Source organism: Sphingopyxis jiangsuensis (assembly GCF_016734905.1).
GTDB classification, from domain to species: Bacteria; Pseudomonadota; Alphaproteobacteria; order Sphingomonadales; family Sphingomonadaceae; genus Sphingopyxis; species Sphingopyxis jiangsuensis.
The window spans coordinates 208,379-232,556 of sequence record NZ_JAERPO010000001.1 but is presented as its reverse complement, the minus strand read 5'-3'; the positions used below and the strand labels follow the sequence as shown (position 1 = coordinate 232,556).

The following is a 24,178-nucleotide window of genomic DNA, read 5'->3' as shown; positions in this document are numbered from 1 at the left end:
GATCTCGACGGTGCATCAGGTCGCGGCGATGATATCCCGGCCTTCGCCGGGATCACGCATATGGAGGTGTCGGCAATCGTTCAACCCCGGCGATGGTCAATGCGCGCTTCGCGTCTCCATCCCCGCGATCCACTGCCGCAGCAGCGCCGCGCCCTCCTTGTGCACCGTCGCGCGTCCGACCTCGGGCATCGCGATTCCGGGATCGAGGCTTTCGAGACGATAGATGAGGAAGCTTGCCTCGGGGTGCCCCGGCGCAACCGCGAAATCCATGCCGCCGCTCCCGCGTCCCGCCGCGGTCGGTCGCTTCTCGATCCCGTAATTCACGCCGTCAGGGTCGTCGGTCCAGCGCAGGAACAGTCCGCTGTTCGACGCGCTCCCCTTTGGATTGTGGCAATGCGCGCAATTGACGTCGAGATAGGCGCGCGCCCGCTCGGCAACGCTGCCGCTCGCGGGATTGTCCCACGCGGGAAGCGCCGCCACTTGGCGCGACAGCCCCTCGATCCGCCCCGCGGCATTGGTGCGATAGGCCGCGCCGAACCGGATGTTCCGCAGCTTCGGCCCGATCGGCGCAATCGCGCCGTCCAGCGCGTGACATTCCTTGCACTGATTCTTGTTCGGCACCGCATAGCTGATGCTGCGCGTCGTCCCGTCGGGTTCGTCAAAGCTCACCGGGATACGCCGTCCGCCGATCGCCAGCGTCGCATCGCGCCCGTCCGCGTCCCAGACATAAGGGAGCGCGGTCCAGCCGTCGCTGCGATGGATCAGCAGCCGCGTCTCGACCGGCTTGCCGTCATTGGCATCGGCCCAGCCAAAGCTTTTGATCAGCACCGTTCCCACCGGAAACTGGACATTGCCGTCGGCATCGACCGTCGCCTTTGCGCCGGGCGGCATCCATATCCCGCGCGCCTTGTCGGCATAGTCGCTGAACAGCGGGGTATGGAGGTCATAGGGCAGCACCCCATCGGACAGTTCTGCGCCGCCGGCGCGGAACAAGCCGAATTCGGACAATTTGCGCGGCATCGCCGCTTCCTCGATCACCGTCTGGTTCGGCGACGGCGGCGGCAGCGCCATCGCCCCGCCCGCACAGACGAGCGCCGCGGCAATGGCTGCGGCGCCGAGCTTCATCGGATGCGCGCTTCCATGCTTTCGGGCAGGCGCACGCCGGGGAGCGCGGCGGGCGCGTCGCCGCTCAGGTCGGCGGGCGACGGCTTCGCATCGCTTTGCGGCATCGATACGTCGGGCAGGTTCAGCGACAGCACGCCGACCGCATCGTTGACCACCGCATCGCCCGCGCCGTCCCACAGCACCGGCGGGATCGATCCGCCCAGCGCCGCCGCAACCTCGGCGCCGCCCGGAAAGGCGGGGGCATAGCCCGCGCGGCCGTGAAGATTGTCGGCGACGACGATGGCCTTGGGCAGCGGTTGATACTTCGGGTCCTTATGCTCGTAGCGATAGCCGACGATCATCACATTGGCGGTGCCATTCTCGTCAAAGATATTGCCCGAAATTTCGACATTGCGGTTCGCCATCACCAGAACGCCGGTCCCTGCCGGCACGCTCGCCACGATATTGCCCTTGGGCGCGAAATTGGGCGTATTGTTGTCGCTGACGATATTGTCGAAGACGCGAACATTATGCCCGCCCTGCATCGGCAGGCTCGGCAGGTCGAACACCAGGATGCCGCCGGTATTCTTCGTCGCGATATTGTCGTGCACGTCGGCGTCGTAGCTGTTCTCTATCTCGATCCCCGCGACATTCTCGGTCGCGATCGAATCGCGCACGACGATATTCTTCGACTGGCCGACATAGATTCCCGCATCCGACGCCCCGCGCACGACAACGCGGTTGACCAGTACATCGGTGCTTTCGACGGGATAGATGCCATAGGCGCCGTTGGTTTCCTTGGGTCCAGCGGTCCATTCGACGCGCAGCTGGTGATAGACGATGCGGTCGGCGCCCTTCGACTTGATGCCGTCGCCCTTGGTGTTGAGCACGGCAAAATCGGTCAGGAACACATCGTCCGAGGTGACGAGCAGCCCCTCGCCCGCCCCCTGCTGTCCTGAAAAATCGAGGATCGAGCCATTCTGGTCGTCGATTCCCGCACCGCGCAGCGTGACGTTCGCAACATCGAGAGACAGCCCGTCGGTAAGCGTCCAGCGGCCGGGGGCGAGTTCGACGACATCGCCGGGCTCGGCAAGGATGAGCGCTTCCTGCAATTTCTCGTTGGCATCGACGCCGTCGGGCTCAACGCGGATCGTCTTGGCGGCGGCGGGGCTGAGCCCCAGCAATATGGCAGCGACAGGCAGCGCAATATATGCAGCGTGGCGGACTCGCATGTCTCTCTCCCCAATTTTTCAGCAGCATGCGGCAAGACATGGCGCTTGCCAAGTCTTGCTGACATCACTGTAGTTAAATCGGGATCGGGTCAGGGGGCGTCGCCGAGAATCCAGTCGATACCCGCCGCGACATGGATGCGCGTTGTGTCATAGATCGGCAGGATGTTGGCATCGGGATCGACGAGCATCACCAATTCGGTCGAGGCGAGGATGATTGCCTGAATATCCTGTTTGGCGATGTCGGTGATGAAGGTGCGCATCTCGCGCCGCGATGCTTCGCTGACCTTGCCCTGCATCAACTCGTCATAGATGATGCGGTCGATCGCCGTCGCCCGTGATGCGTCATAGGGGGCGAGCATCAGCCCGTGGCGGACGAGGCGCTGGCGGAACCAGGATTCGGTCATCACATTGTGCGTGCCGATGACCGCCGCCGCCTTGACGCGGTCGGCCTTCATTGCCTTGCCCGTTTCGTCGACGATGTGAATCAGCGGGATCGAAATCGCCGCGGACACCTCGTCCGCGACCTTGTGCATCGAATTGGCGGCGATCATCAGCGCGGTGGCGCCGCCGCCTTCCAGGCGCTTCGCCGTTTCGACCATCACTTCCTTCGCATGCGCCCATTGCTCCGGCGACGACAGCCGCGACAGGTCGCAATAGTTCAGGCTCTCCATCAGGATCGGCGCCGAGCAGGCGGTGCCGAGCCGCTTCTGCACCCCCTTGTTGAGATGCCGGTAATAAAGCTCGGTCGAAGCCCAGCTTATTCCCCCGATCAAACCGATTTTCCGCATAGGCCCCTTGATCCGAAAACACGTCGCCCCCGCGAAGGGCGTTCAGAGGCCAGTGACTCTGGACGCGACCGCAGGGGCAAACGCTTGTCAGCGGCCCCTGCCTTCGCAGGGGCGACGATTCTTGTCTAGTGCCCGCCGCTGCCCAGCGCCTTGACGATGTCGTCGGTCATCTTCTTGGCATCGCCCAGCAGCATCATCGTCTGATCCATGTAGAAGACATCATTGTCGACCCCGGCGTAGCCGACGCCGCCCATCGAACGCTTCACGAACAGGACCGTTTTGGCCTTTTCGACGTCGAGCACCGGCATGCCATAGATTGGCGAGGTCTTGTCGGTCTTTGCCGCCGGGTTGGTCACGTCGTTGGCACCGATGACAAAGGCGACGTCGCATTGTGCGAACTCGTTGTTGATATCTTCAAGCTCGAACACTTCGTCATAAGGAACGCTGGCCTCGGCAAGCAGGACGTTCATATGGCCAGGCATACGCCCCGCGACCGGATGAATCGCATATTTGACCGTCACACCTTCGGCTTTCAGCAGGTCGCCCATTTCGCGAAGCGCATGCTGCGCCTGGGCGACGGCCATCCCGTAGCCGGGAACGATAATGACCGTATCGGCCTGGCTCATCAGGAAAGCCGCGTCGTCGGCGCTGCCGGGTTTCCACGGGCGCTGTTCCTTGGCGCCGCCGGCGGCCGCCGAGGTATCGGCACCAAAGCCGCCCGCAATCACGCTGACGAAGCTGCGATTCATCGCGCGACACATGATGTACGACAGAATGGCGCCCGATGCCCCGACGAGTGCGCCGGTGATGATCATCGCGGTGTTGCCGAGCGTGAAGCCCATCGCCGCAGCGGCCCATCCCGAATAGCTGTTGAGCATCGACACGACGACCGGCATGTCGGCGCCGCCGATGGGAATGATCAGCAGGAAGCCGATGGTAAAGCTGAGCGCCGTAACCGTCCAGAACACCCACGGCGACTGGTCGAGCGTGAAATAGGCAATCAATCCAAGAATTGCTGCCAGCGTACCCAGGTTGATCAGGTGGCGCAGCGGCAGGATGATCGGCGCACCCGACATATTGCCGTTGAGTTTCAGGAAGGCGATGACCGACCCCGAAAAGGTGATCGCACCGATCGCAATGCCAAGCCCCATTTCGATCCGGCTGACGGTGAAAATCTGCCCCGACGGATCAGCGATGCCGAACGCGAGCGGATTCAAATACGCCGCCGCCGCAACCGCGACCGCGGCAAGACCCACGAGGCTGTGGAAGGCCGCGACGAGCTGCGGCATAGCGGTCATCGCAATGCGCCGTGCCATGACGAGCCCGATGACGCCGCCGACCGCGATTGCGCCCAGAACCTCGACCGGGTTGGCTAGTTCGTGCGTCAGCAGCGTCGTGACGACGGCAATCGCCATGCCCGCCATGCCGAAACGGTTGCCGCGGCGCGACGAGGCCGGCGACGACAGGCCGCGCAGCGCAAGAATGAAGCAGATCCCCGCGACCAGATAGGCCAGCGCTACCCACGGATTGATCGGTGCAAGTTCGTGCATGGTGAAAATTATTCCCCCTGACGTCATCCGGGCGAAGGCCGGGATCTCACCGCTGCGTCGAGCCGCGAAGTTGAGACCCCGGCCTGCGCCGGGGTGACGATTGATTTCAGAATTTTAGCGCTCTTTCTTTTTGTACATCGCCAGCATGCGCTCGGTCACGGCGAAGCCGCCGAAGATGTTGACGCTGGCCATGACGACCGCGGCAAGGCCGAGCCATTTCGACACCGGCGATCCCGCGGCTGCGCTGGCAATCAGCGCGCCGACGATAATCACCGACGAAATCGCATTGGTCACGCTCATCAGCGGCGTGTGCAGCGCCGGGGTGACCGACCAGACGACGAAATAGCCGACAAAACATGCCAGCACGAAAATCGAGAAAATGGCGATGAAATCCACGCGGCGCTCCCCTGTTGATTCCGCTTTGGCGAACCTATTGCCGCGCTCGGCGCGACCTGTCGACTCCTAAGCGGTCGAAAACGTAGCGACCCGCATTTCTCAAGGCGAAAAATGCGGGCCGTTCGTGTAATTTTATTTCGCGGAGTCGACCGGGCGGCTCATGTAGCCGGAATGAGCACGGCGTCGACTATGTGGACAACACCATTTTTCTGCGCGAGGTCAGCCTCGGTAATGGCGGCCTTGTTCCCGCTACCGCTTGTCAGAATATAGCTGGCGCCCGAACGGCGAATCCAAAGGTCGCGCCCGTCCAGCGTTTTCAGTTTTGCCGCCCCGTCGCCGGCGTCGACCAGCCGCTCCAGTTCCGCAGAATCGATCCTTCCGCGCACGACGTGATGGTTCAGTATCGCGTGCAACACTTGCTTTTGGGCCGGCAGCATCCACCCCTCGCGCGTAACGGGCGGAATTTGCACAAAGGCTGCGTCGGTCGGCGCGAACACCGTATATTCGCCGTCGCCGCCCAGCCGCTCGACAAGCCCCGCGGCTTGCAGCGTCCCGTGCAACATCTTGTGGTTGGGCGATCCCGCGATATTTTCGGCAATCGAGTTTGAAGCCGCCATCTTGCCGGAATCGACAACAGATTTATCGACCCCGACGTTCAGGCTTTCGGACGTCACGGGATCGGATTCGCCGGAGGCCGGTTTGTCCGAACAACCGGCAAGACAAATGCTGGCCGCCGCAAGGGCGACCAGCATATTGCAATTCGTCATTTGGACGCCCCGCGAAATCAGGACGCGGCGGCCGGCGCATCGGCCGAAGCCGGAGCCGCCTCGGTGGCGGGCGCAGCGGCCTCTGCCGGCGCCGCCGCAACGGGTTCCGGCTTCACAGGCTTCAGCTCGGGAAGCAGGAGGCCGTTCACCACATGAATGACGCCGTTCGACTGGTCGACGTCGGGCTGCGTGACATAGCCCGTGCTGCCCTGCGTGCCGTCGACCTTGATATTCCCCTGCACCTCGGTGAAGGTCAGCGTCTGACCTTCGACGGTGGTCAGCGTCGCCTTGCCACCGCCGGCTTCGATCTTGGCATAAAGATCTTCGGCCGTAATCTTGCCGGGCACGACGTGATAGGTAAGCACCTGTGCGAGCGCAGGCTTGTTGACCGGGTTCATCAGATAGTTCGTCATCGGCGGCACCGCGGCAAAGGCCTGGTCGGTGGGGGCGAACAGAGTGAAGGGTCCGGGCGCGCTCAGCGTCTGGGTCAGGCCCGCAGCGACGATGGCTTTGGCGAGCGTGTTATGTTCGGGCGACTTGGTTGCGTTCTGGACGATATTCCAGCTCTCCACCATGGCTTCCGCCGCAGCTTCGGCTTCGGCTACAGTGGACTCGGCATCAGCTGCAGCCGAGCTGGCGAGCGCCGCGGATGGTGTGGCAGCCATCGAAAAGGCAATCAGGGGAACAGCGAAAAACTTCGCACGCAACATCAAACATTCTCCGGTAATTGATAGGATGGGTATTCAGACCCCACCTACATCATAACCGATGAACCGCGCATGAAAAGGCCGAAATCGGCCATTTTTTCGATTAATTCTGTCCAACCAAGCGGTCGTGGACCACTTTTCCACCCTGGGTGAGCCGCACAGCGTTCCCGATTTCCTCATCGAGAATCGGCCTGCCCGCTTCCTTGTCCCAAAAGGCGGAAAGGAAGTTGAACAGGTTGCGGCTGAACAGCGCGCTCGTGTCGGCGGGCATCAACGCCGCGATATTTTTCGCGCCGATTACCGTCACGCCGTGGATCCGCTTCGTCTCCCCGGACACCGATCCTTCGACGTTCCCGCCGCTTTCGGCAGCCATGTCGACGATGACGCTACCGGTGCGCATCGTCGCCAGCTGCGCGTCCGAGATCAGCCGCGGCGCGGGTCGTCCCGGGATCAATGCGGTCGTGATGACGATATCTTGCTTGGCGATGTGCGCGGATACCAGTTCAGCCTGTGCTTTCTGGTATTCTTCGGACATTTCCGTGGCATAGCCACCGGCGCCCTCGCCTTCGATCCCCGCGACGCTTTCCACAAAGATCGGCTTGGCGCCGAGGCTGATGATCTGTTCCTTGGTCGCAGAGCGCACGTCGGTCGCGCTAACCTGAGCGCCGAGGCGGCGCGCGGTCGCGATGGCCTGAAGCCCGGCGACGCCGACGCCCATGATGAACGCCCTCGCTGCACTGACGGTGCCCGCTGCGGTCATCATCATCGGGAAAGCACGGCCATAGGCGTTGGCTGCCAGAAGCACCGCCTTGTAACCCGCAAGATTGGCCTGGCTCGACAATATATCCATCGATTGCGCACGCGTGATGCGCGGCATGAACTCCATTGCGAGCGCCTCGATCCCGAGCCTGGCATATTCGTCAACGCGCGCACGTTCGCCAAAGGGGTTGAGACCGGCGGCGAGCCAAGCGCCGTCGGCAAAGCCGCTCAGATCCTTCGGGTCGGGTCCCTGGATGCCGAGGATGATATTCGCGCCTTTCAGGACATCGGCGCGACTGCCGACCTTTGCCCCGGCTGCGCTATAGTCGGAATCGGAAATCGACGCCTGCACGCCCGCCCCCGTTTCGACGGCAAGTTCGGCGCCCAGGCCGATGAATTTCTTGACGGTTTCGGGAGTCGCAGCAACGCGCGTCTCGCCGGCGGCGAGTTCTTTCAGAACGGCAATGCGCATATCGCCGGCCGCTCAGGAAGCGATGAGCAGGACGACGACCACCGTCGTGACGATCGTGATGATCGAGCCGACTTTCAGCAGGCTGATGAAACCCGAATAGGTTTCGTTCGCTGCCTTCATTTCCTGTTCCGCCATTGCCTTCATCCCCTTCGGCTGTCGACCGGGTCGCGATGCGCGCGCCCCAGAATCGCGTTTCGCGCCGGTCTTAGCCATGCAAACCCGCGCGCTCAATAGCGCGATTGGCTTGGCTGGCAACAAAGTTGCGCCCCCGCCGGATTTCGCTGCAGTCAAAAGCGCTTCGCCCTTAATCGCCCCTTTACCCATCGGTCCTATGGTCGGCGGCCATAGCGCAATTCCGGCAGGACCAGGCCGACGAGAGGGCAGAACGGGAACGATGGCGAGCACGCGCGACACGCGAACGGTAATGATTGTCGACAGCGAGCCGGCACAACAGCGCTTTCTGTCCGCGCTCGTGTCGCGCGGCGGCTGGCGCAGCATCGTTGCCGGCGACACCGACACCGCGCTGGCCAAGCTCGGCACGCAGGAAGGCATGGGGCTCGACGCCGTGCTCGTCGATCAGGGCACACCCGGCGTCGAGATCGCCGAATTCGTCTCGCAACTGCGGAGCTGGCGCCCCGCGCTGCCGCTCGTCGTGATCACGATGCGCAACGGGGTCGAGGTTGCGGTTGCGGCCATGCGCGCCGGTGCGACCGACTTTGTCCAGAAACCTATCGCCCCCGACCGCCTGCTCGGCGCGCTCGACCGGATCGTGAACAGCAGCGGTCCGCAGGGCGAACTTCGTCCGCTTACCGAAAAGCTCCGCGCTCCGCTGGGGTTCGAAGAGATCATCGGGTCGAGCCCCAATTTCCGCAGCGCGCTCGCCATCGCCGCCAAGGCGGCGCGCGCGCGCGTTCCGGTGATGATCAAGGGCAAGCCCGGCACCGGCAAGGAAGTGTTCGCACGCGCGATCCACGCGGCAAGCCCGCGGTCGCGCGGCGCGCTCGTGATGGTCGATTGTTCCGCAGTCTCCCCCGGCCTTATCGGATCGGGGCTGTTCGGGCATGAGCGCGGCGCCTTTCCGGGCGCCTTCGACCGCCAGATCGGGCGGCTCGTCCAGGCCGACGGCGGCAGCATCATCATCGACCATGTCGAATGCATCCCGCTCGAAACGCAGGCCAAGCTCGTCGAATTTCTGAACAGCGGCGAGGTGCAGATGATCGGCGGCACCATCCGCCAGACCGTCGATGTTCGCATCATCTCGACGAGTGCCAGCCCGCTCGACAAGCTGATCGAGGCGGGGCATTTCCGCGAAGATCTTTATTATGCGCTCACCGCGGCGCAGTTCACCCTGCCCTCGCTCAGCGAACGCCGCGGCGACGTCGGCCCGCTGGCGCGGCACCTGATCGATCGCATCGGCGGCTTGCCGGGAATGGGATCAATCGGCGTCACCGACGACGCGCTGCGCCTCCTCGCCTCCTACGCCTGGCCGGGCAATGTCCGCCAGTTGCAGGATGTGCTGTTTCGCGCAGCGGTCGCCAGCAAGACCGATGTGCTGACCAGCGCCGACTTCGGCGCCATCGACGCGGCACTCAGCGGCGGCACCGTCCCTGCGAGCGAAGGCAATATCGCGATCAACGGCGAAGCGATCGGCGTGACGCTCTACCTCCCCGACGGCAATCTGCGTCCGCTCGAGGAGATCGAGGCCGATGTCATCCGTCTTGCCATCGGCCATTATCGCGGCCGCATGAGCGAAGTCGCCCGCCGCCTCGGCATCGGCCGTTCGACGCTTTACCGCAAGTTGAGCGACCTCGGAATCGACACCGCCGCCTGATCCGAAGCAGCGTCGACTTGGCCGCGCCCTCCGCTTAAACCGCCGCAATGAGCAACCGATTCTCCGGCCGCCACGCGCTCGTAACGGGCCATGCCTCGGGCATCGGCGCGGCAACCGCAAAATTGCTCGCCGCAGAGGGCGCACGCATCACCGGCGTCGATCGCGCCGAAGGCCGCGACGTGACCGATCCCGCGATGTGGGACGCGTTGGCGCCGCAGCTTGCCGACATCGATTTCGCTATCGTCAACGCGGGCGTTTCGAGCGGCACGCCAATTGTCGATATCGACCTTGCCGACTGGCGCCGGACGCTGAGCGTCAACCTCGACGGCGCGATGCTGACGATGCGCGCAGCGATGCGCGCGATGATCGCGCACGGGCGCGGCGGGGCGATTGTGGTTACGGCGTCCATCTCGGGGATCAAGGCCGAGGCGGGGACCGCCGCCTATGGCGCCTCCAAGGCTGGCGTGATCCAGCTCGCCCGCATCGCCGCCAAGGAAGGCGCACCGCACGGCATCCGCGTCAACGCGATCGCGCCCGGCGGCGTCGACACGCCGATGTGGGACGGCGCAGACTTCTTCGCCGATATGGTGAGAGAGCTGGGGAGCCGCGACGCCGCGCTCGCGGCGATGGCGCGCGAAGCCACGCCGCTCGGCCGCTGGGCGAGCGCCGACGAAACGGCGCGCCAGATCGCCTTTCTGCTGTCGGACGATGCCGCGAGCATTACCGGCGCCGTGCTGACCGCCGACGGAGGCTATTCGCTCTAGCGGGTCAGGCGGCGGCGATCGCCTGTTCGATCTTCCGGGTATCGACGTTGGTCATCGTCTTGGCGATCTCGCCCACCAGGCGCTTTTCCAGCTCGCCATGATAATGCTCGCGCATCACGCCGAGCGTCAGCGGGTCGGCGATCACCAGCAGCTTGTCGATCTCGTTGGCCAGAACACGGCTGTTGAGCAGTTCGGCAACCCCGGCGGCATGGCCCCGTTCGTCGAGGTCGCGAACCTCGGGATTGGCGCCGCCGCGGTTGCTCGTCGATATGTCGGGCGTCGCCGGATCGACCAGGTTGATCAGCAGGGCATCGCCGTCGTTGCGGAACATGACGAAACGGTTGCCGTCGGCGACGGCGACGTGGGTGCCGTGGGGCAGGTGCATGAAATTCTCCTCGAAAGCCGGGCACCGCAATGGCGCCCTCCCCTTCAAAGACGCACGAACCGCCGTCGGGGTTTCAGACCGTCAACGCGGCATCGCGCATCCCGCGCCACAATCGCAGCGCTTGCCGCGTTTCCGGTACATCGTGGACGCGGACGATCTGCGCGCCGTGCGCCACCGCCTGATAGTGGAGCGCAACCGAGCCGCCGAGCCGGGCGTCGGCAGGCGCCTCATTGTCGAGCGCGCCGATCAGCCGTTTGCGGCTTGCGCCAAAAAGGACCGGGCAACCGAGCGTGTGGAAAAGCGCAAGTCCGTTCGTCAGCGCCAGATTGTCGGCGACGCCCTTGCCGAAACCGATGCCCGGATCGACGATGATTTTCGCGCGGTCGATCCCCGCGGCGACACAGGCCGCGACGCGGTCGGCGAGCATGTCGTACACGTCGAACAGCGGGTGACCATAAGCGCCGCCGCCCTCGTGCGGGTCGCTCTTCGCGCTCGGCGCGTGCATCAGCACGACCGCGCAGCCGGATTTTGCAACCACCTCGATCGCGCGCTCGTCATAGCGCAGCGCCGAAATATCGTTGACGATGTGTGCGCCCGCCGCGAGCGCCGCTTCCATCACCGCCGCCTTGCGCGTGTCGATCGACACCGCGACTCCGCCCTTGGCGAGCGCCGCAACGACGCCCTCGACGCGCGCGATCTCGTCGCCCTCCCACACCAGCGGCGCGCCGGGGCGCGTCGATTCACCGCCGACGTCGACGATCGCGGCGCCCGCGGTGGCCATCGCAAAGCCCGCGTCGGTGGCGGCCGCAGCGTCGACATGCTTGCCGCCGTCCGAAAAGCTGTCGGGCGTCGCATTGAGGATACTCATGATCTGCGGTTCGTTCAGCCGGACCGTCCGTTCGCCAAGCTGAAGCGTGCCGCGCGGACGGCCGACGGCGGCGCGTTGCGCCTGCGCCGCATCGGCGAGTGACACGGGCATCGCCGCGATCCAGTCGTCCAGCTCGGGAACCGCGACAACCGCCGATTTCACACCTTCGCCGTCGCGCAGGCTGACATGCCAGGCGGCGAACCAGACCATCGTGTCGGCGATCCGAAGACAGGCGTCGTCCAGTTCGTGCGGCCGGTCGACGAAGCAGGTCGGGCGCAGATAGAGCCGGGCGTCATCCGACGAAGAGCCGAGGCCGGGCTTGGTCAAAGGCTGGAACATGGCTCGTCCTCACTTCGTCGCCGCTGGCAACCTTGCTCTAGGCCGATGCCGCCTCCCACATTCGCGGGGGCGACGATCAAATCCCGCGCGGTGTCACGCCTCGTTCGCGAGCAGCCAGTCCTGCCGCACCGCGTCGATTACCCGCAGCTCCTTGCCGTCGTCGACGTGCCAGAATGTCCAGCCGTTGCAGCTCGGCGCGCCCTGCACACCTGCGCCGACCTTGTGGATCGAGCCCGCCGGCTGGCCGTCGCAATCGAGGCTGCCGTCGACGCGCACCACCGCCTTCCAGCGCCGCTTTGCATCGCTGAGCACCGAACCCGGTGCGATCATCCCGCATTCGACGAGCGTGCCGAACGCGACGCGCGTCGCCGCCTTCGGCGCCATCATCGTCTTGACCGTGCTTTCGTCGAGCGGCAGGGCCATCGCGATCCGCTCTTCGGCGGCGGCGATATAGCCGTCCTCGCGCTCGATACCGATAAAGTGGCGGCCAAGCCGCTTCGCCACCGCGCCCGTCGTTCCCGTCCCGAAAAAGGGGTCGAGGATGACGTCGCCGGGGTTCGAACAGGCAAGCAGCACGCGATAAAGCAGCGCTTCGGGCTTTTGCGTCGGGTGAACCTTGCTGCCGCCCTTCTTCAATCGCTCCTGCCCGCCGCAGATCGGGATCAGCCAGTCGGAGCGCATCTGAAGCTCGTCGTTCAGCGTCTTCATCGCGCGATAATTGAAGGTATAGCGCGACTTTTCGCCCATCGACGCCCAGATCAAAGTCTCATGCGCGTTGGTAAAGCGCGTGCCCTTGAAATTGGGCATCGGGTTCGCCTTGCGCCACACAATGTCGTTGAGGATCCAATAGCCCTGGTCCTGCAGCGCGGTGCCGACGCGGAAGATATTGTGATAGCTGCCGATCACCCAGATGCTGCCATTGGGTTTCAGGATGCGCTTTGCCTCGGCAAGCCATGCACGCGTGAAACGGTCGTAGGTCGCGAGGCTGTCGAACTTGTCCCAATCGTCGTCGACCGCATCGACCTGGCTGCCGTCGGGCCGGTGAAGGTCGCCGCCGAGCTGGAGATTATAGGGCGGATCGGCGAAAATCATGTCGACGCTCGCCGCCGGGAGCGAGCGCATCATCTCGATGCAATCGCCCTTGAGGATGCTGTCGAGCGGGAGCTCTACGGGCGTCGTTTTTGCCGCGCGCTGCTTCGCCGCGGGCGTCTTCACCCGTTCCATCACACCCATATCTGCACCCCGTTCTCGTTCGAAAGAAGGCCTTGATGAGTCCGGCAGAGTCCGCCGTCAAGCTCGGGATTCTAGGATTCAAGCCTCTCGAAATGGTTAACGGGACGAGAACGAAAGGAGTCTGCCACGACATATGGAGTCGCGAGCGACGCGCGGACTCAACCACTGGTGGTGTGGCCGCGAAGACTCACCCGTCAAAAAAAATCCCTCTTTCCCCTGCGGGAAAGGAATGGCGGCTAAATCCCCGGATCGACGCCCGTCAGCTCGACCGACCGCTCCCACAGCTCGCGCCCCAGCGCCGGATCGCGCGCCGCGCGCGTCGCGCGCGCCGGACCCGAACGGCCCGTAACCTCGCCAATCCCCTGCGGCCCCAGATAATCGCCGCCCTGCACATTCGCGCCCGTCGCCGCCTGCAAGGTCGGCCACGCGCCCTGCGCCGGACTGTTGAAAAAAGGCGCCGCGAGCGGGCTCAGGAAACGCAGCGGCAACGGCATGTGCCGGGTCAGTTCGGTCAGCGCGACGCCGGGATGGCACCCGATCGCCTGCGTCGCGCGCCCTGCCGCGCTCAGCCTTCGGTCGAGCTCGAACATATGGACGAGGTTCGCGAGCTTGCTCATCTGGTAACGCGACCAGATGTGGTAGCTGCGCGTCGCGGCAAGGTCGCTGAAATCAAGCTCGCCGCTGCGATGCGCGAGGCTCGCGGTTATGACGATGCGGTCGTCGACATGGGGGTGCACCAACCCGGTGAAGGCAAAGGTGCCGAGGTGATTGACCCCGAACTGCAGCTCATAGCCCTGCCGCGTCAGCGTGCGCGGCGGAACCATCACGCCGGCATTGTTGACCAGCACGTCGACGCGCGGACCCGCGCGCACTTCGGCCGCCGCTTCCCGCATCTGATCAAGGTCGGCAAGGTCGAGCCGCAGGAAGGAAAGCGACGCCTTGGGGACGTCGACGGCAATCCGCGCCATCGCGTCGCGCGCGCGGCTTTCGTCGCGGCAGGCAAGCACCACGTCGCCGCCGCGCGCCGCCAATATCTTTGCCGTTTCGAAACCCAATCCCGCGTTTGCGCCGGTAACGACAAAGCGCCGTCCGGTCTGCGTGCCGACATCGTCGGCCGTGAATCCGTCGCGCATCGCCCTCTCCCGACAGTCAGACCAGTTGCATTTGTGCGACCGGGGCAAAGCTGGTCCGATGAAGCGGCGTCGGCCCATATTGGCGCAGCGCCGCGAGATGCTCCGCCGTGCCATAGCCCATGTTGCGCTCCCAGCCAAAAGCGGGATAGTCGCGCGCCGCCGCGACCATCATTCGGTCGCGATGTTCCTTGGCAACGATACTCGCCGCCGAAATGCACGGATGGAGCGCGTCGCCGCCGACGACCGCACGCGCGCGGTAGCGCCAGCGCGGCAGCCGGTTGCCATCGACGAGTATCTCGTGCGGGTCGCACGCGAGCGCCTCGACCGCGCGTGTCATCGCGAGGAAGGTCGCCTGCAAGATATTGACCGCGTCGATCTCCTCGACGCTCGCCACTCCGACCGCCCAGCGGCAATGCGCCTTGATCAGCGCCTCCAGCTCGGCGCGGCGGCGCGGCGTCAATTTCTTGCTGTCGTCGAGCCCGACGATCCCCTCCTCGCACAATATCACCGCTGCCGCGACGACCGGACCCGCAAGCGGCCCCCGCCCCGCCTCGTCGACGCCGACGATCATATTCTCCCCTCCCCTTCAAGGGAGTGGCAGCCAGCCTTGCGCGCTTGCGCGCCAATCGCAGTGGAGTGGACAATTGAGGGCGTCAGAAACTGCGGCAACCGCGCCCGCCCCCTCCGGCAAGCGGGACGGGAGCTCACACCCGCCACGGCGGAAACCTCCGATATTCGCTCGCCTGATACAGGCACAGGCGGTTGCCTGCGGGATCGGTCAGCCGCGCCTCGCGCCAGCCCCAATCCTCGTCGCGCGGCATCTGGTCGAAACGCACCCCGCGCCGCGCGAGATAGGCGACCCACGCATCGAGCGCCCCGCTTTCCAGATAGGTCGCAGCATCGCCCGCTTCGCCATCGCCGACATGCACCGACAGCGTCACCCCGTTCGCCGCCTCGAACCGGGCGTAACCATTGTCCGGGCTGTCGACGATCTGCGTCAGCCCCAACTGCTTGTAGAAGGCGACCGACGCCGCATAATCGCGCGCGGGCAAGGTGATCTGGTTGAGCGCGGGGCCGGTGAACAGCCCGTCGTTGCGCACCGTCTGCTGCCCCATCGGCCCATGCCCCGCACCCAGCCCCGGCGCGTCAAGCAACGCCAGCCGCACGAAATCGCGCGCGCGCGCCACGGCCGGTTCGAGCGGCATGCCCTGCGCCAGCCCGGTCGCGATCGCGCTCGCGAGCGTGCAGCCGGTGCCGTGCGTATGCGGCGTGTCGATCCGCGGCGCCTCCCACCGCGCGACCTCACCCTCTTCTGCGTCGAGCAGCCGGTCGGTGACGGTCTCGCCCTCGCCATGCCCGCCCTTGACGAGCAGCGCGCAGCCCTGCGCGAGCACCGCCGCCTCGCCACCGAGCGCGGCGAGTTCGGGCAGGTTGGGCGTGACGACGCGCGCGCGCCGCATCAGCGCCTCGAACGCCGCGATGGTATCGGCATCGGCGAGCACCGACCCGCTCGTCGCGACCATGACCGGATCGAAGACGACCGCGACATCGGCGAGATCGGCGCGCGCAAGCCGCTCGGCGACGGCAGAGGCCGTTGCAGCGCTGCCGATCATCCCGATCTTCACCGCATCGACGCCGATGTCGTCCGCGACGCTGTCGATCTGCGCGAGCACCATGTCGGTCGGCACCGCATGGACCGCCTGGACGCCCTGCGTGTTCTGTGCGGTGATTGCGGTAACGGCGGTCATCGCATGGCCGCCAAGCATCGTGACGGTCTTGATGTCGGCCTGGATGCCCGCGCCGCCGCCGCTGTCCGACCCCGCGATGATCAGGACGCGCGCGGTCACCGAAACCCTCCGTCGCCCTCGCGCGGGCGGAGGGCGCTGTCGGTCGAACGCGATCTTTGGCCGACCGCGGCCCCCGCCTGCGCGGAGGCGACGGTCATGTTCGATTGCACGGCCTAACCCCGCGCCCCCGGATGCCGCCGTTCGGTCGATGCGGGAAACTTGGCGAGCGCCGGCCCCTCGCGCAGCGGCCGGTCGAGCAGGTCGCCGCCGCAATTGGGGCAGCGTTCGTCGAGCTTGTCGGCGCAATCGGCGCAAAAGGTGCACTCGAACGAACAGATAAACGCGCCGTGGATGTTGGCGGGCAAGTCGCGTCCGCAGCGTTCGCAATCGGGTCGCATTTCCAGCATATTCAATCTCCTGCCGCGACGCGCACCGCGTCGCAAATCATATCGACAATCTGTTCGACCTGCCCCGCGTCGTCGCCCTCGGCCATCACGCGGATCACCGGCTCGGTGCCCGAGGCGCGGATAACGAGGCGGCCGCGGCCGTCAAGCGATGCTTCGCCGTCGGCGATCGCCGCCTTCACATTGGCGTGGTCGAGCGGCTTGCCGCCGCCGAAGCGCACATTCTTGAGCAATTGCGGCACGGGGTCAAAGAGGTGCAACAGATCGCTCGCGGGCTTGTCGGCGCGGACCAGTTCGGCGAGCACCTGCAACGCCGCGAGCGTGCCGTCGCCCGTCGTCGCATGGTCCGACAGGATCATATGCCCCGACTGCTCGCCGCCGACGTTGAAACCGCCGATCTTCATCCGTTCGAGCACATAGCGGTCGCCGACCTTCGTGCGCTCGAGCCGCAGCCCCTCGCTTTCGAGGAAGCGTTCGAGCCCCAGGTTCGACATCACCGTCGCGACGACCCCGCCGCCCTTCAGCCGCTCCTGCCGCGCCCAGCTCGCGCCGATAAGCGCCATGATCTGGTCGCCGTCGACGATTTTTCCCTTTTCATCGACGACGATCAGCCGGTCGGCATCGCCGTCGAGCGCGATGCCGATGTCGGCGCCGCTCGCGACGACCGTTTCCTGCAACAAGGCGGGTGCGGTCGATCCGCAACGGTCGTTGATATTGGTGCCATTGGGCTCGATCCCGATCGCGACCACATCGGCGCCAAGCTCCCAGAACACCGTCGGTGCGCTGTTGTATGCCGCGCCATTGGCGCAATCGAGCACGATCTTCAGCCCGTCGAGCCGCACCGATTGCGGCAGGCTCTGCTTGACCGCATGGATATAGCGTCCGCGCGCATCCTCGATCCGCTTGGCGCGCCCGATATGCGCCGGGTCGGCGCGCGGCGGTTCACCGTCGAGCAGCCGCTCGATCTGCATCTCGTCCTCGTCCGACAGCTTGTATCCGTCGGGGCCGAACAGCTTGATGCCATTGTCCTGATAGGGATTGTGACTTGCCGAAATCATCACGCCCAGATCGGCGCGCATCGAATGGGTGAGCATCGCGACCGCCGGGGTCGGCATCGGGCCGACCTGCACCACGTCCATGCCAACGCTGGTGAAACCGGCGACGAGCGCGTTTTCGAGCATATAGCCCGAAAGCCGCGTGTCCTTGCCGATCACGACGCGGTGCTTGTGATCGCCGCGCAGGAAGTGCGCCCCCGCCGCCATCCCGACGCGCATCGCGACCTCGGCGGTCATCGGGACCTGATTCGTCAGCCCGCGAATCCCGTCGGTTCCGAAAAACTTGCGCATTGCGCGACCGCTCCTTACGCCCTCGAAAATGAACCGAACATATGATCGTCGCCATCGCCCGCCCTGTCCCCGACTAGGATTGCCATCCTCGATTGGCAAGGCCGACGGCGCATGAGATCGGCTCTCTTTATCGTCGGCGCGTTGCTCGCCGGAATCATTCTGGGAGCGCTGGCGGGAGGATTCGCGCCGGGATTTGCAACGGGTTCCGCCGGAATATTAAAGCCGATCGGCGGCCTCTGGCTGTCGGCGCTCCAGATGACGATCATCCCGCTGATCGTCGCGCTGCTCTTTACCGGAATCAACGCGGCATCCAGCGCGGCGCGCGCCGGGCGCGTCGCCGCGCGATCGGTCCTTACCTTCATCGTCATCCTCTGGTGCTCCGCCATTTTTGCGGCCTTCGCAATGCCACTGCTGCTCGAAGCCTTTCCGGTGCCAGAGGCCGCCGCAGCAGCGCTGCGCGCGGCGGCGGGTGAGCAAGCCATACCCGGCGAAGTGCCCGGCTTCGCCGATTTCCTCGCGTCGCTCATTCCCACCAACCCGGTCGCGGCGGCGGCGAATGACGCGATCCTGCCGCTCATCATCTTCACCACCGTTTTTGCCTTCGCCAACACGCGGCTTTCCGAAGAGCGCCGCGCGCCGCTCAACGCCTTTTTCGCCAGCCTCGGCGATGCGATGCTGGTTGTGATCGGCTGGGTGCTGCTGCTCGCGCCCATCGGGGTCTTCGCGCTTGGCTATGCCGTGGCGGTCGAGACGGGTTTCGCCGCGCTCGGCGGGCTTGCCCATTATGTCGCGACCGTGTCGGCGATCGGCGTGATCGAAACCATCGTCGCGCTGTTGTTCGGCATCTGGCTCGCGCGCGGGGCGCCGACCGGCTTCGTCCGCGCGATCCTGCCGTCGCAGGCCGTCGCCGTTTCGACGCAAAGCTCGCTCGCGTCGCTTCCCGCAATGCTCAAATCGGCAGAGGCTATCGGCGTCCCCGCCGAGCGCGCCGACGTCACCCTGCCGCTCGCGGTCGCGCTCTTCCGTTTCACCGGCCCCGCGATGAACCTCGCGGTCGCCATCTATGTCGCGCATCTGTTCGGCATCGAACTGACGCTGCCGGTGCTCGCGGTCGGTGTCGCCGTCGCCGCGACGACGACGCTTGCCTCGGTCAGCCTGCCCGGTACAATCAGCTTCATCACTGCCATCGCGCCGATTGCCGCGGCGATGGGCGTCCCGATCGCGCCGCTCGCGATCCTCGTCGCGGTCGAGCAACTGCCCGACATCTGGCGCACGGTCGGCAACGTCACGATGGACGTCGCGGTCACCAAGGCGGTCAGCCGCGGCATCAACGAAAAGGATGCGACGCCATGAAATATCGCGAACTCGGCCAGGGCCTCAAAGTCTCCGCGATCGGCATCGGCTGCATGCCGATGATCAAGGGCGGCAACATCCTCTATGGCGAAGCCGCCGATCTGGACGAATCGACGCGCACCATCCACCGCGCGATCGAGATGGGGGTGACATTCTTCGACACCGCGCAAATCTATGGCCCGTTCAGCAACGAGGAACTGCTTGGGCAAGCGATCCGCGGCAAGCGCGACGGGCTGGTCATCGCGACCAAATTCGGCTTCAAGTTCGACGGCAAGCAGATCACCGGCGTCGACGGTTCGCCCGAAAATGCGCGCCAGAGCTGCGAAGGCTCGCTCCAGCGGCTCGGTATCGACACGATCGACCTCTTCTACCAGCACCGCGTCGACCCATCGATCCCGATCGAAGACGTCGTCGGCGGCATGATGCGGCTCGTCGAGGAAGGCAAGGTCCGCCACATCGCGCTGTCCGAGGCCGGTCCCGAAACGCTCCGCCGCGCTGCCAAGGCCGCGCCGATTGCCGCGCTGCAAAGCGAATATTCGATCTGGGAGCGCGACGTGGAGGACGAGATCCTCCCCGTCTGCCGCGAATTCGGCATCGGCTTCGTCCCCTATTCGCCGCTCGGCCGCGGCTTCCTCGCGGGCGCGGTGCGCAGCCGCGACGAGCTTCCCGAGCACGACTGGCGCCGCAACGACCCGCGCTATTCGGACGAGAATCTGCCCGCCAACCTGCGCATCGTCGACGCGATCGGCGCGGTCGCCGACCGCCACGGCGTATCGAAGGCACAGGTCGCGCTCGCCTGGCTGCTCGCGCAGGGTGACGACATCGTCCCCATCCCCGGCACCAAGCGCCGCGCGACGATGGAAGACAGCGTCGGCGCCGCCGACCTCACCCTTTCCGCCGATGATCTCGCCGCCATCGACGCCGCCGCTCCCAGGGGCGCAACGAGCGGCCCGCGCTACGGCGAACAGGGCATGCGGATGGTGCGGTTGTAGCGTTCCGAATGGCGATGGTGGGTTAGCGAGCGGTTGCAGACAGTTGGAGGCGGGCGCTATTCCATGTCCGGCTGCCGCCAGCCCCTGCCGCTAGCAAAGTCATTCACTACACCCATGCTGTATAAATAAGCGAGGCCCACAGGGATTATCCACCAGCCATCCGCAGTGTCCCCTGTCCCGGCTTCCACGAAGAAACGAATGAGAAGTACGGCCCCTGTTATTAGCCCGGTGATGACGGTCATCAAGATTGTCAGGTGTAACCCTCCAATTAGCCTTCGCTTTATTTCGCCCACCACGCCTCCTCCTTTTTTGCCGCCGCCGCACTTCGTGGATCGTCGCAAACTAGCCAATCAAACGGCGGCTCCGCGCCCCCAACCATACCCAACAGAGGGCGCCCGCCTTCACCCCAACCAGCGCCAAATCCCCGCAGTCATATAGCCCAGCGCGCCGTGCCCCCATGTCGCGACCAGCCACAGCGCGATGCCGCCGAACAGCGCGCGGTCGCGCGGGATCGTGTCGCCCCACGGCGTCTGCCCGCTCACCTGCCGCGCGAAGGGAACGAAGCTCGTCCGCGCCGCCCAGTGGCGCCACGCGTCGCCCATCAGCCGCGCCTTCTTGACGTCCTGCCCCGCCGACCCGACGAGCGCGAGGAAGGCGATCGTCGCCGACAGCACGATCTGCGCCGCGGTCGGCACGACGAGCACATGCGCCAGGGCCCACAGCGCGAAGCTCCACATCATCGGGTGCCGCGTCACCGCATAGACGCCGCGCGGCGCGCCCTGCGCGGTCAGCGCGGCGGCGGGACTCGGCAGCGCGGGATTGCCGACGAGCGACCCCGCGAAAAGGATGCTCGCGAACAGCACGATCAGCGTCGCGAACGCCCACAGCGGATCGCCCACCGCCCACAGCGGCGGTTCGGCGGGCATCCCGCGCCACGCCTGGACCAGCATGATGAAGGTCGCAAGCGCGACGACCGAATAGACGATCTGGAACCCCCGCTCGCCCAGCCGGTCGGCGAGCGGCGCGCGCAGCGGGTGCGAAAGCACCAGGTGCGAGCCGACGAACAGCACGCAGGTCGTGATCAGCAGCGACATCGGTTGCACGGAAGTCTCCTCCTCTCCCTTTCCCCGGTGCCGCGCTGGTCAGTCGCGGCGCTTAACGATCATAGGCCTTGGGCAATGCGCCTTCCTGCGGGTTGGCGTAGCGGTCGCGGAGGCGATCCTGCCGCGTCGTCAGCGACTGCGCCTTGCCGTCGATCCACACCGCAACCGGGCGGCTCCCCAACTCGAGCGGGTCGTCGTTCCATATCACGACATCGCCAGCGCGGCCGGGACGCAGCGACCCGATGCTCGCTTCCATCCCGACGGCGCGTGCGGGCGCGCTGGAGATCGACGCAAAGGCTTCGTCCCAGCTCAGACCGCTCGCGCCCGGAACGCGCGCCAACCCCACGAGATTTCCAGCATATTGCGTAGCATAACCCATTTTGTGCGCGTCGTCGTCGTCGAATACGCCGACCGATACATCGACCCCGGCATCCTTCAGGCGTCCGGCGTTCGATTGCGTCGCCGCGAGCCGCTCGAAACTGTCGGGCAGGTCGCTCAGCGGCGACAGGATCACCGGCACTTTCGCTGCGGCAATATCGGGCGCGACGAGCCAGCCGTCGGTCGCGCCGACGAGCACCAGCTTGATCGCCGAAAACTCGCCTTTCAGCTTGAGCACGTTCAAAATGTCCGACGCGCGGTCGACGCGCACGAACAGCGGCGTCGTGCCGTCGATCACGCGCACCAGCGCCTCGGCATCGGCGCGCTGGAGCAGCGCATCATTGCCCCATTCGGCGAGCGCCGCCGGATTGCGGGCATAGCTGCGCGCGGCGAGCAATTGTTCGCGGAACAACAGGAAGGTCGCGGCGCGGCTGCCGCCCGCCTTGCTCGATCCCGCCTCGCCGAACGCGACGAACTGCAACGCGCGCGCGCGCGTCACCATGTCGTTGTCGTCGCCCAGGTCGACGACCGCACCCTGCCCGGCAAAAAGACTGCTGCTCGACCCCGGCGCGACGATCGCGCGCGTCACGCCGCCGGCGCGGTTCACCGCAACGGGCGAGCCCATCGGATTGAGCGCGGGCGCGATGTCGAGCCCCGCCGAAAAGCGCGAGCGCGTCGCCGAACGGTCGTTGGTCCCGCTCACCGCGTCGACCTCGACCAGCCCGACGCGGCTGAACGCCGCGACCAGCCCCGGCGTCACCCAGCGCCCTTCGGCATCGACGCGCTCGACCCCTGCGGGAACGGCAACGCCCGCCCCCGCCGCGACGACCTTGCCGCCGCGCACGACGACGGTGCCGCCCTCGACCGGCGCGCTGCCGTCGCCGATGACCAGCCGTGCATTGGTGATGGCGATGTCTTGCGCCGCGGCGGGGGCAGCGGCGGCCATCAACGCCACCAAGGCGCCCCCCAAGCCCGCTCGTGTCGAGCGAAGTCGAGAAACCCCGAAGGCACGCACGAACGACAGGCATCTCGACTTCGCGCGATGCGAACGGACAAGGGATTTCGTGAAAAGAGCGTTCATTTCACGTCTCCCTCGCCGGGCTGGCCCAGCTCGAAATCGCTCACCGGTCGCCGTTTCGGATCGTTCGCATCATACATCAGCGCGCCGTCGATCCACACCTTTTCGGGGCGCGTATAGGCGCTGAACGGGTTGCCGTTCCACAGCACGACGTCGGCCATCTTGCCGGGCTTCAGGCTGCCCGTCCGGTCGGCAATGCCCAGCGCCTTGGCGGGATTGTACGACACCCATGTCCACGCCTGCGCGTCGCTGATGTCGATGCCCATCCGGCGTCCGGCCTTCAGCGCCTTTGCCGCTTCCTGGTTGAGCCGCTGGATCTGGTTCGCATCGTCCGAATGGATGATCGCGCACGCGCCGGCGCGCTCGACGAGCGGCACATTCTCGTTCACGCCGTCATAGGATTCCATCTTGAAACCCCACCAGTCGGCCCACATCGCCGAACAAATGCCCTCTTTCGCGAGCAGGTCGGCGATCTTGTAGCTTTCGACGGCGTGGTGGAATGTCGACACCTTATAGCCGAACTCCTTCGCCATATCGATCACCAGCGCCATTTCGTCGGCGCGGTAGCAATGGTTGTGGACCAGGATTTCGCCCGCGAGCACGCCGACGAGCGTTTCCATCGCGAGGTCGCGGTCGGCCTTGCCCTCGTCCATCTTTTTCTTGTGCGCGGCGGCCTTCGCCCAGGTCTGGCGATTGACCGCGAAATTGCCCATGCGCGTCGAGGGCATGCGCCCCTTGCCGCCATAGACGCGCTTCGGATTTTCGCCGCACGCCATTTTGAGGCCATAGGGCGCGCCGGGGAATTTCATTCCCTGCACCGTGCGCGCGGGCACATTCTTCAGCGTGATCGAACGCCCGCCCATCAGGTTCGCGCTTCCCGGCAGGATCTGCAGGCTCGTCACGCCGCCATTGGCGAGCGCGCGGCTGAAACCGGGATCCTGCGGCCAGACGCTATGTTCGGACCAGACTTCGGGCGTCGTCGGCGAGGTCGCCTCATTGCCGTCCGAATGGGCATCGACGCTTGGCGAAGGATAATCGCCGAGGTGGCTGTGGATGTCGATGACGCCGGGGGTCAGATATTTGCCGCGCCCGTCGATCGCTGCCGCTCCGGCGGGCACCGCAAGGTCCGCGCCGCCGACCGCTTCGACCTTGCCGTCTGCCATCACGATGACGCCGTCGTCGATCCGCCCGCCCTCGCCGTCAAAGATGGTGACGCCGCGTACGACGGTCGTCTGCGACGGATAGGGCCGATAGGTCGACGGATAGGGGTTCTTGTCGAATTTCGCCGATTTCTCGGCCGAAGCCGCGGGCTTGTCCCCCGCCGACTTCGCCTCGCCGCCCGTCGCCGCGCATCCCGCAAAGCCGAGCGAAACCGCCGCCAGCAAGCTGGCCTTCAACCTGGTGCGCAT

Annotated in this window: 24 protein-coding genes; 4 read left to right on the top strand and 20 right to left on the bottom strand. The window is 65.6% G+C overall.

All coding sequences use genetic code 11. The annotated features are described in order from the left end of the window. Positions 1–96: 96 nt before the first annotated feature. The 9 genes from JI743_RS01080 to JI743_RS01040 form a co-directional block, all read right to left on the bottom strand. Positions 97–1,125 (bottom strand): SO2930 family diheme c-type cytochrome, encoded by a 1,029-nt coding sequence (locus JI743_RS01080; RefSeq protein ID WP_201925104.1) that lies wholly within the window; start codon positions 1,123–1,125, stop codon positions 97–99. Continuing rightward, positions 1,122–2,336 (bottom strand): parallel beta-helix domain-containing protein, encoded by a 1,215-nt coding sequence (locus JI743_RS01075; RefSeq protein WP_201925102.1) that lies wholly within the window; start codon positions 2,334–2,336, stop codon positions 1,122–1,124. Before JI743_RS01075 ends, JI743_RS01080 begins: the two co-directional genes overlap by 4 nt. Before the next feature lie 89 nt (positions 2,337–2,425). Then, positions 2,426–3,124, bottom strand: a complete 699-nt coding sequence (locus JI743_RS01070; protein WP_201925099.1) for an aspartate/glutamate racemase family protein — start codon at positions 3,122–3,124, stop codon at positions 2,426–2,428. 125 nt (positions 3,125–3,249) lie between these two features. After that, complete coding sequence (locus tag JI743_RS01065; RefSeq protein ID WP_201925097.1) at positions 3,250–4,674, bottom strand: NAD(P)(+) transhydrogenase (Re/Si-specific) subunit beta; 1,425 nt, start codon at positions 4,672–4,674, stop codon at positions 3,250–3,252. 114 nt (positions 4,675–4,788) lie between these two features. Continuing rightward, entirely contained in the window at positions 4,789–5,070 is a 282-nt protein-coding gene (locus JI743_RS01060; protein WP_201925095.1) for an NAD(P) transhydrogenase subunit alpha part 2, read from the bottom strand. Positions 5,071–5,228: 158 nt separating this feature from the next. Beyond that, a complete protein-coding gene (locus JI743_RS01055; protein WP_201925093.1) occupies positions 5,229–5,837 on the bottom strand; it encodes a fasciclin domain-containing protein in 609 nt (202 codons plus the stop codon). Between the two features lie 17 nt (positions 5,838–5,854). After that, positions 5,855–6,502 carry a fasciclin domain-containing protein gene (locus JI743_RS01050; RefSeq protein WP_236659653.1) on the bottom strand — a complete coding sequence of 216 codons (648 nt, stop codon included), beginning with the start codon at positions 6,500–6,502 and terminating at the stop codon, positions 5,855–5,857. A 145-nt stretch (positions 6,503–6,647) separates the two neighbouring features. Further along, on the bottom strand, positions 6,648–7,775 hold the full coding sequence (locus tag JI743_RS01045) for an NAD(P) transhydrogenase subunit alpha (RefSeq protein WP_201925089.1): 1,128 nt from the start codon (positions 7,773–7,775) through the stop codon (positions 6,648–6,650). Positions 7,776–7,787: 12 nt separating this feature from the next. Continuing rightward, positions 7,788–7,910, bottom strand: a complete 123-nt coding sequence (locus tag JI743_RS01040; protein ID WP_201925087.1) for an aa3-type cytochrome c oxidase subunit IV — start codon at positions 7,908–7,910, stop codon at positions 7,788–7,790. A gap of 259 nt (positions 7,911–8,169) precedes the next feature. On the opposite strand from JI743_RS01040, the gene JI743_RS01035 reads away from it, so the two are divergent. Further along, positions 8,170–9,606, top strand: coding sequence for a sigma-54-dependent transcriptional regulator (locus JI743_RS01035; RefSeq protein WP_201925085.1), 1,437 nt, complete (start codon positions 8,170–8,172; stop codon positions 9,604–9,606). Positions 9,607–9,653: 47 nt separating this feature from the next. Continuing rightward, positions 9,654–10,370: an SDR family NAD(P)-dependent oxidoreductase gene (locus tag JI743_RS01030; RefSeq protein ID WP_201925083.1), complete on the top strand. Its 717-nt coding sequence runs from the start codon at positions 9,654–9,656 to the stop codon at positions 10,368–10,370. 4 nt (positions 10,371–10,374) lie between these two features. Here the strand turns inward: JI743_RS01030 and JI743_RS01025 are convergent, their stop codons facing one another. The 8 genes from JI743_RS01025 to glmM form a co-directional block, all read right to left on the bottom strand. Then, the gene (locus tag JI743_RS01025; RefSeq protein ID WP_201925081.1) at positions 10,375–10,755 is read right to left on the bottom strand and encodes a baeRF12 domain-containing protein; all 381 of its coding nucleotides are present in this window, start codon (positions 10,753–10,755) and stop codon (positions 10,375–10,377) included. 73 nt (positions 10,756–10,828) lie between these two features. Beyond that, a complete protein-coding gene (gene folP / locus JI743_RS01020) occupies positions 10,829–11,962 on the bottom strand; it encodes a dihydropteroate synthase (RefSeq protein WP_201925079.1) in 1,134 nt (377 codons plus the stop codon). Between the two features lie 93 nt (positions 11,963–12,055). After that, complete coding sequence (locus JI743_RS01015) at positions 12,056–13,195, bottom strand: site-specific DNA-methyltransferase (protein ID WP_201925077.1); 1,140 nt, start codon at positions 13,193–13,195, stop codon at positions 12,056–12,058. Positions 13,196–13,431: 236 nt separating this feature from the next. After that, positions 13,432–14,328 (bottom strand): oxidoreductase, encoded by an 897-nt coding sequence (locus JI743_RS01010; RefSeq protein WP_201925075.1) that lies wholly within the window; start codon positions 14,326–14,328, stop codon positions 13,432–13,434. A 16-nt stretch (positions 14,329–14,344) separates the two neighbouring features. Continuing rightward, positions 14,345–14,899 carry a ribonuclease HII gene (gene rnhB / locus JI743_RS01005; RefSeq protein WP_201925073.1) on the bottom strand — a complete coding sequence of 185 codons (555 nt, stop codon included), beginning with the start codon at positions 14,897–14,899 and terminating at the stop codon, positions 14,345–14,347. Between the two features lie 133 nt (positions 14,900–15,032). Continuing rightward, complete coding sequence (gene thiD, locus JI743_RS01000) at positions 15,033–16,175, bottom strand: bifunctional hydroxymethylpyrimidine kinase/phosphomethylpyrimidine kinase (protein ID WP_201925071.1); 1,143 nt, start codon at positions 16,173–16,175, stop codon at positions 15,033–15,035. A gap of 113 nt (positions 16,176–16,288) precedes the next feature. Continuing rightward, positions 16,289–16,522: a DUF1272 domain-containing protein gene (locus JI743_RS00995; RefSeq protein ID WP_201925069.1), complete on the bottom strand. Its 234-nt coding sequence runs from the start codon at positions 16,520–16,522 to the stop codon at positions 16,289–16,291. Positions 16,523–16,524: 2 nt separating this feature from the next. Further along, positions 16,525–17,865, bottom strand: coding sequence for a phosphoglucosamine mutase (gene glmM / locus JI743_RS00990; protein WP_201925067.1), 1,341 nt, complete (start codon positions 17,863–17,865; stop codon positions 16,525–16,527). A gap of 111 nt (positions 17,866–17,976) precedes the next feature. Between glmM and JI743_RS00985 the strand changes: the two genes are divergently transcribed. Continuing rightward, on the top strand, positions 17,977–19,218 hold the full coding sequence (locus JI743_RS00985) for a dicarboxylate/amino acid:cation symporter (RefSeq protein WP_201925065.1): 1,242 nt from the start codon (positions 17,977–17,979) through the stop codon (positions 19,216–19,218). After that, positions 19,215–20,210, top strand: coding sequence for an aldo/keto reductase (locus JI743_RS00980; RefSeq protein WP_201925062.1), 996 nt, complete (start codon positions 19,215–19,217; stop codon positions 20,208–20,210). Before JI743_RS00985 ends, JI743_RS00980 begins: the two co-directional genes overlap by 4 nt. A 401-nt stretch (positions 20,211–20,611) precedes the next feature. On the opposite strand, the gene JI743_RS00975 is transcribed toward JI743_RS00980, so the two are convergent. From JI743_RS00975 to JI743_RS00965, 3 genes are all read right to left on the bottom strand, one after another. Continuing rightward, entirely contained in the window at positions 20,612–21,313 is a 702-nt protein-coding gene (locus tag JI743_RS00975; protein ID WP_201925060.1) for an NnrU family protein, read from the bottom strand. A 52-nt stretch (positions 21,314–21,365) separates the two neighbouring features. Further along, positions 21,366–22,637 (bottom strand): amidohydrolase family protein, encoded by a 1,272-nt coding sequence (locus JI743_RS00970; protein WP_201925058.1) that lies wholly within the window; start codon positions 22,635–22,637, stop codon positions 21,366–21,368. 131 nt (positions 22,638–22,768) lie between these two features. Next, complete coding sequence (locus JI743_RS00965; protein ID WP_201925056.1) at positions 22,769–24,178, bottom strand: amidohydrolase; 1,410 nt, start codon at positions 24,176–24,178, stop codon at positions 22,769–22,771.

Coding starts and splice junctions, on each gene's coding strand:
- JI743_RS01065 (WP_201925097.1), bottom strand. CDS start 4,674: ATGCACGAACTTGCACCGATCAATCCGTGGGTAGCGCTGGCCTATCTG.
- JI743_RS00995 (WP_201925069.1), bottom strand. CDS start 16,522: ATGCTGGAAATGCGACCCGATTGCGAACGCTGCGGACGCGACTTGCCC.
- JI743_RS01025 (WP_201925081.1), bottom strand. CDS start 10,755: ATGCACCTGCCCCACGGCACCCACGTCGCCGTCGCCGACGGCAACCGT.
- JI743_RS01055 (WP_201925093.1), bottom strand. CDS start 5,837: ATGACGAATTGCAATATGCTGGTCGCCCTTGCGGCGGCCAGCATTTGT.
- JI743_RS00980 (WP_201925062.1), top strand. CDS start 19,215: ATGAAATATCGCGAACTCGGCCAGGGCCTCAAAGTCTCCGCGATCGGC.
- JI743_RS01030 (WP_201925083.1), top strand. CDS start 9,654: ATGAGCAACCGATTCTCCGGCCGCCACGCGCTCGTAACGGGCCATGCC.
- glmM (WP_201925067.1), bottom strand. CDS start 17,865: ATGCGCAAGTTTTTCGGAACCGACGGGATTCGCGGGCTGACGAATCAG.
- JI743_RS01080 (WP_201925104.1), bottom strand. CDS start 1,125: ATGAAGCTCGGCGCCGCAGCCATTGCCGCGGCGCTCGTCTGTGCGGGC.
- JI743_RS01075 (WP_201925102.1), bottom strand. CDS start 2,336: ATGCGAGTCCGCCACGCTGCATATATTGCGCTGCCTGTCGCTGCCATA.
- JI743_RS01040 (WP_201925087.1), bottom strand. CDS start 7,910: ATGGCGGAACAGGAAATGAAGGCAGCGAACGAAACCTATTCGGGTTTC.
- JI743_RS01035 (WP_201925085.1), top strand. CDS start 8,170: ATGGCGAGCACGCGCGACACGCGAACGGTAATGATTGTCGACAGCGAG.
- JI743_RS01070 (WP_201925099.1), bottom strand. CDS start 3,124: ATGCGGAAAATCGGTTTGATCGGGGGAATAAGCTGGGCTTCGACCGAG.
- JI743_RS01010 (WP_201925075.1), bottom strand. CDS start 14,328: ATGCGCGACGGATTCACGGCCGACGATGTCGGCACGCAGACCGGACGG.
- JI743_RS00970 (WP_201925058.1), bottom strand. CDS start 22,637: ATGGCCGCCGCTGCCCCCGCCGCGGCGCAAGACATCGCCATCACCAAT.
- JI743_RS01015 (WP_201925077.1), bottom strand. CDS start 13,195: ATGGGTGTGATGGAACGGGTGAAGACGCCCGCGGCGAAGCAGCGCGCG.
- JI743_RS01050 (WP_236659653.1), bottom strand. CDS start 6,502: ATGGCTGCCACACCATCCGCGGCGCTCGCCAGCTCGGCTGCAGCTGAT.
- JI743_RS00985 (WP_201925065.1), top strand. CDS start 17,977: ATGAGATCGGCTCTCTTTATCGTCGGCGCGTTGCTCGCCGGAATCATT.
- JI743_RS01045 (WP_201925089.1), bottom strand. CDS start 7,775: ATGCGCATTGCCGTTCTGAAAGAACTCGCCGCCGGCGAGACGCGCGTT.
- JI743_RS00965 (WP_201925056.1), bottom strand. CDS start 24,178: ATGCGCACCAGGTTGAAGGCCAGCTTGCTGGCGGCGGTTTCGCTCGGC.
- rnhB (WP_201925073.1), bottom strand. CDS start 14,899: ATGATCGTCGGCGTCGACGAGGCGGGGCGGGGGCCGCTTGCGGGTCCG.
- folP (WP_201925079.1), bottom strand. CDS start 11,962: ATGTTCCAGCCTTTGACCAAGCCCGGCCTCGGCTCTTCGTCGGATGAC.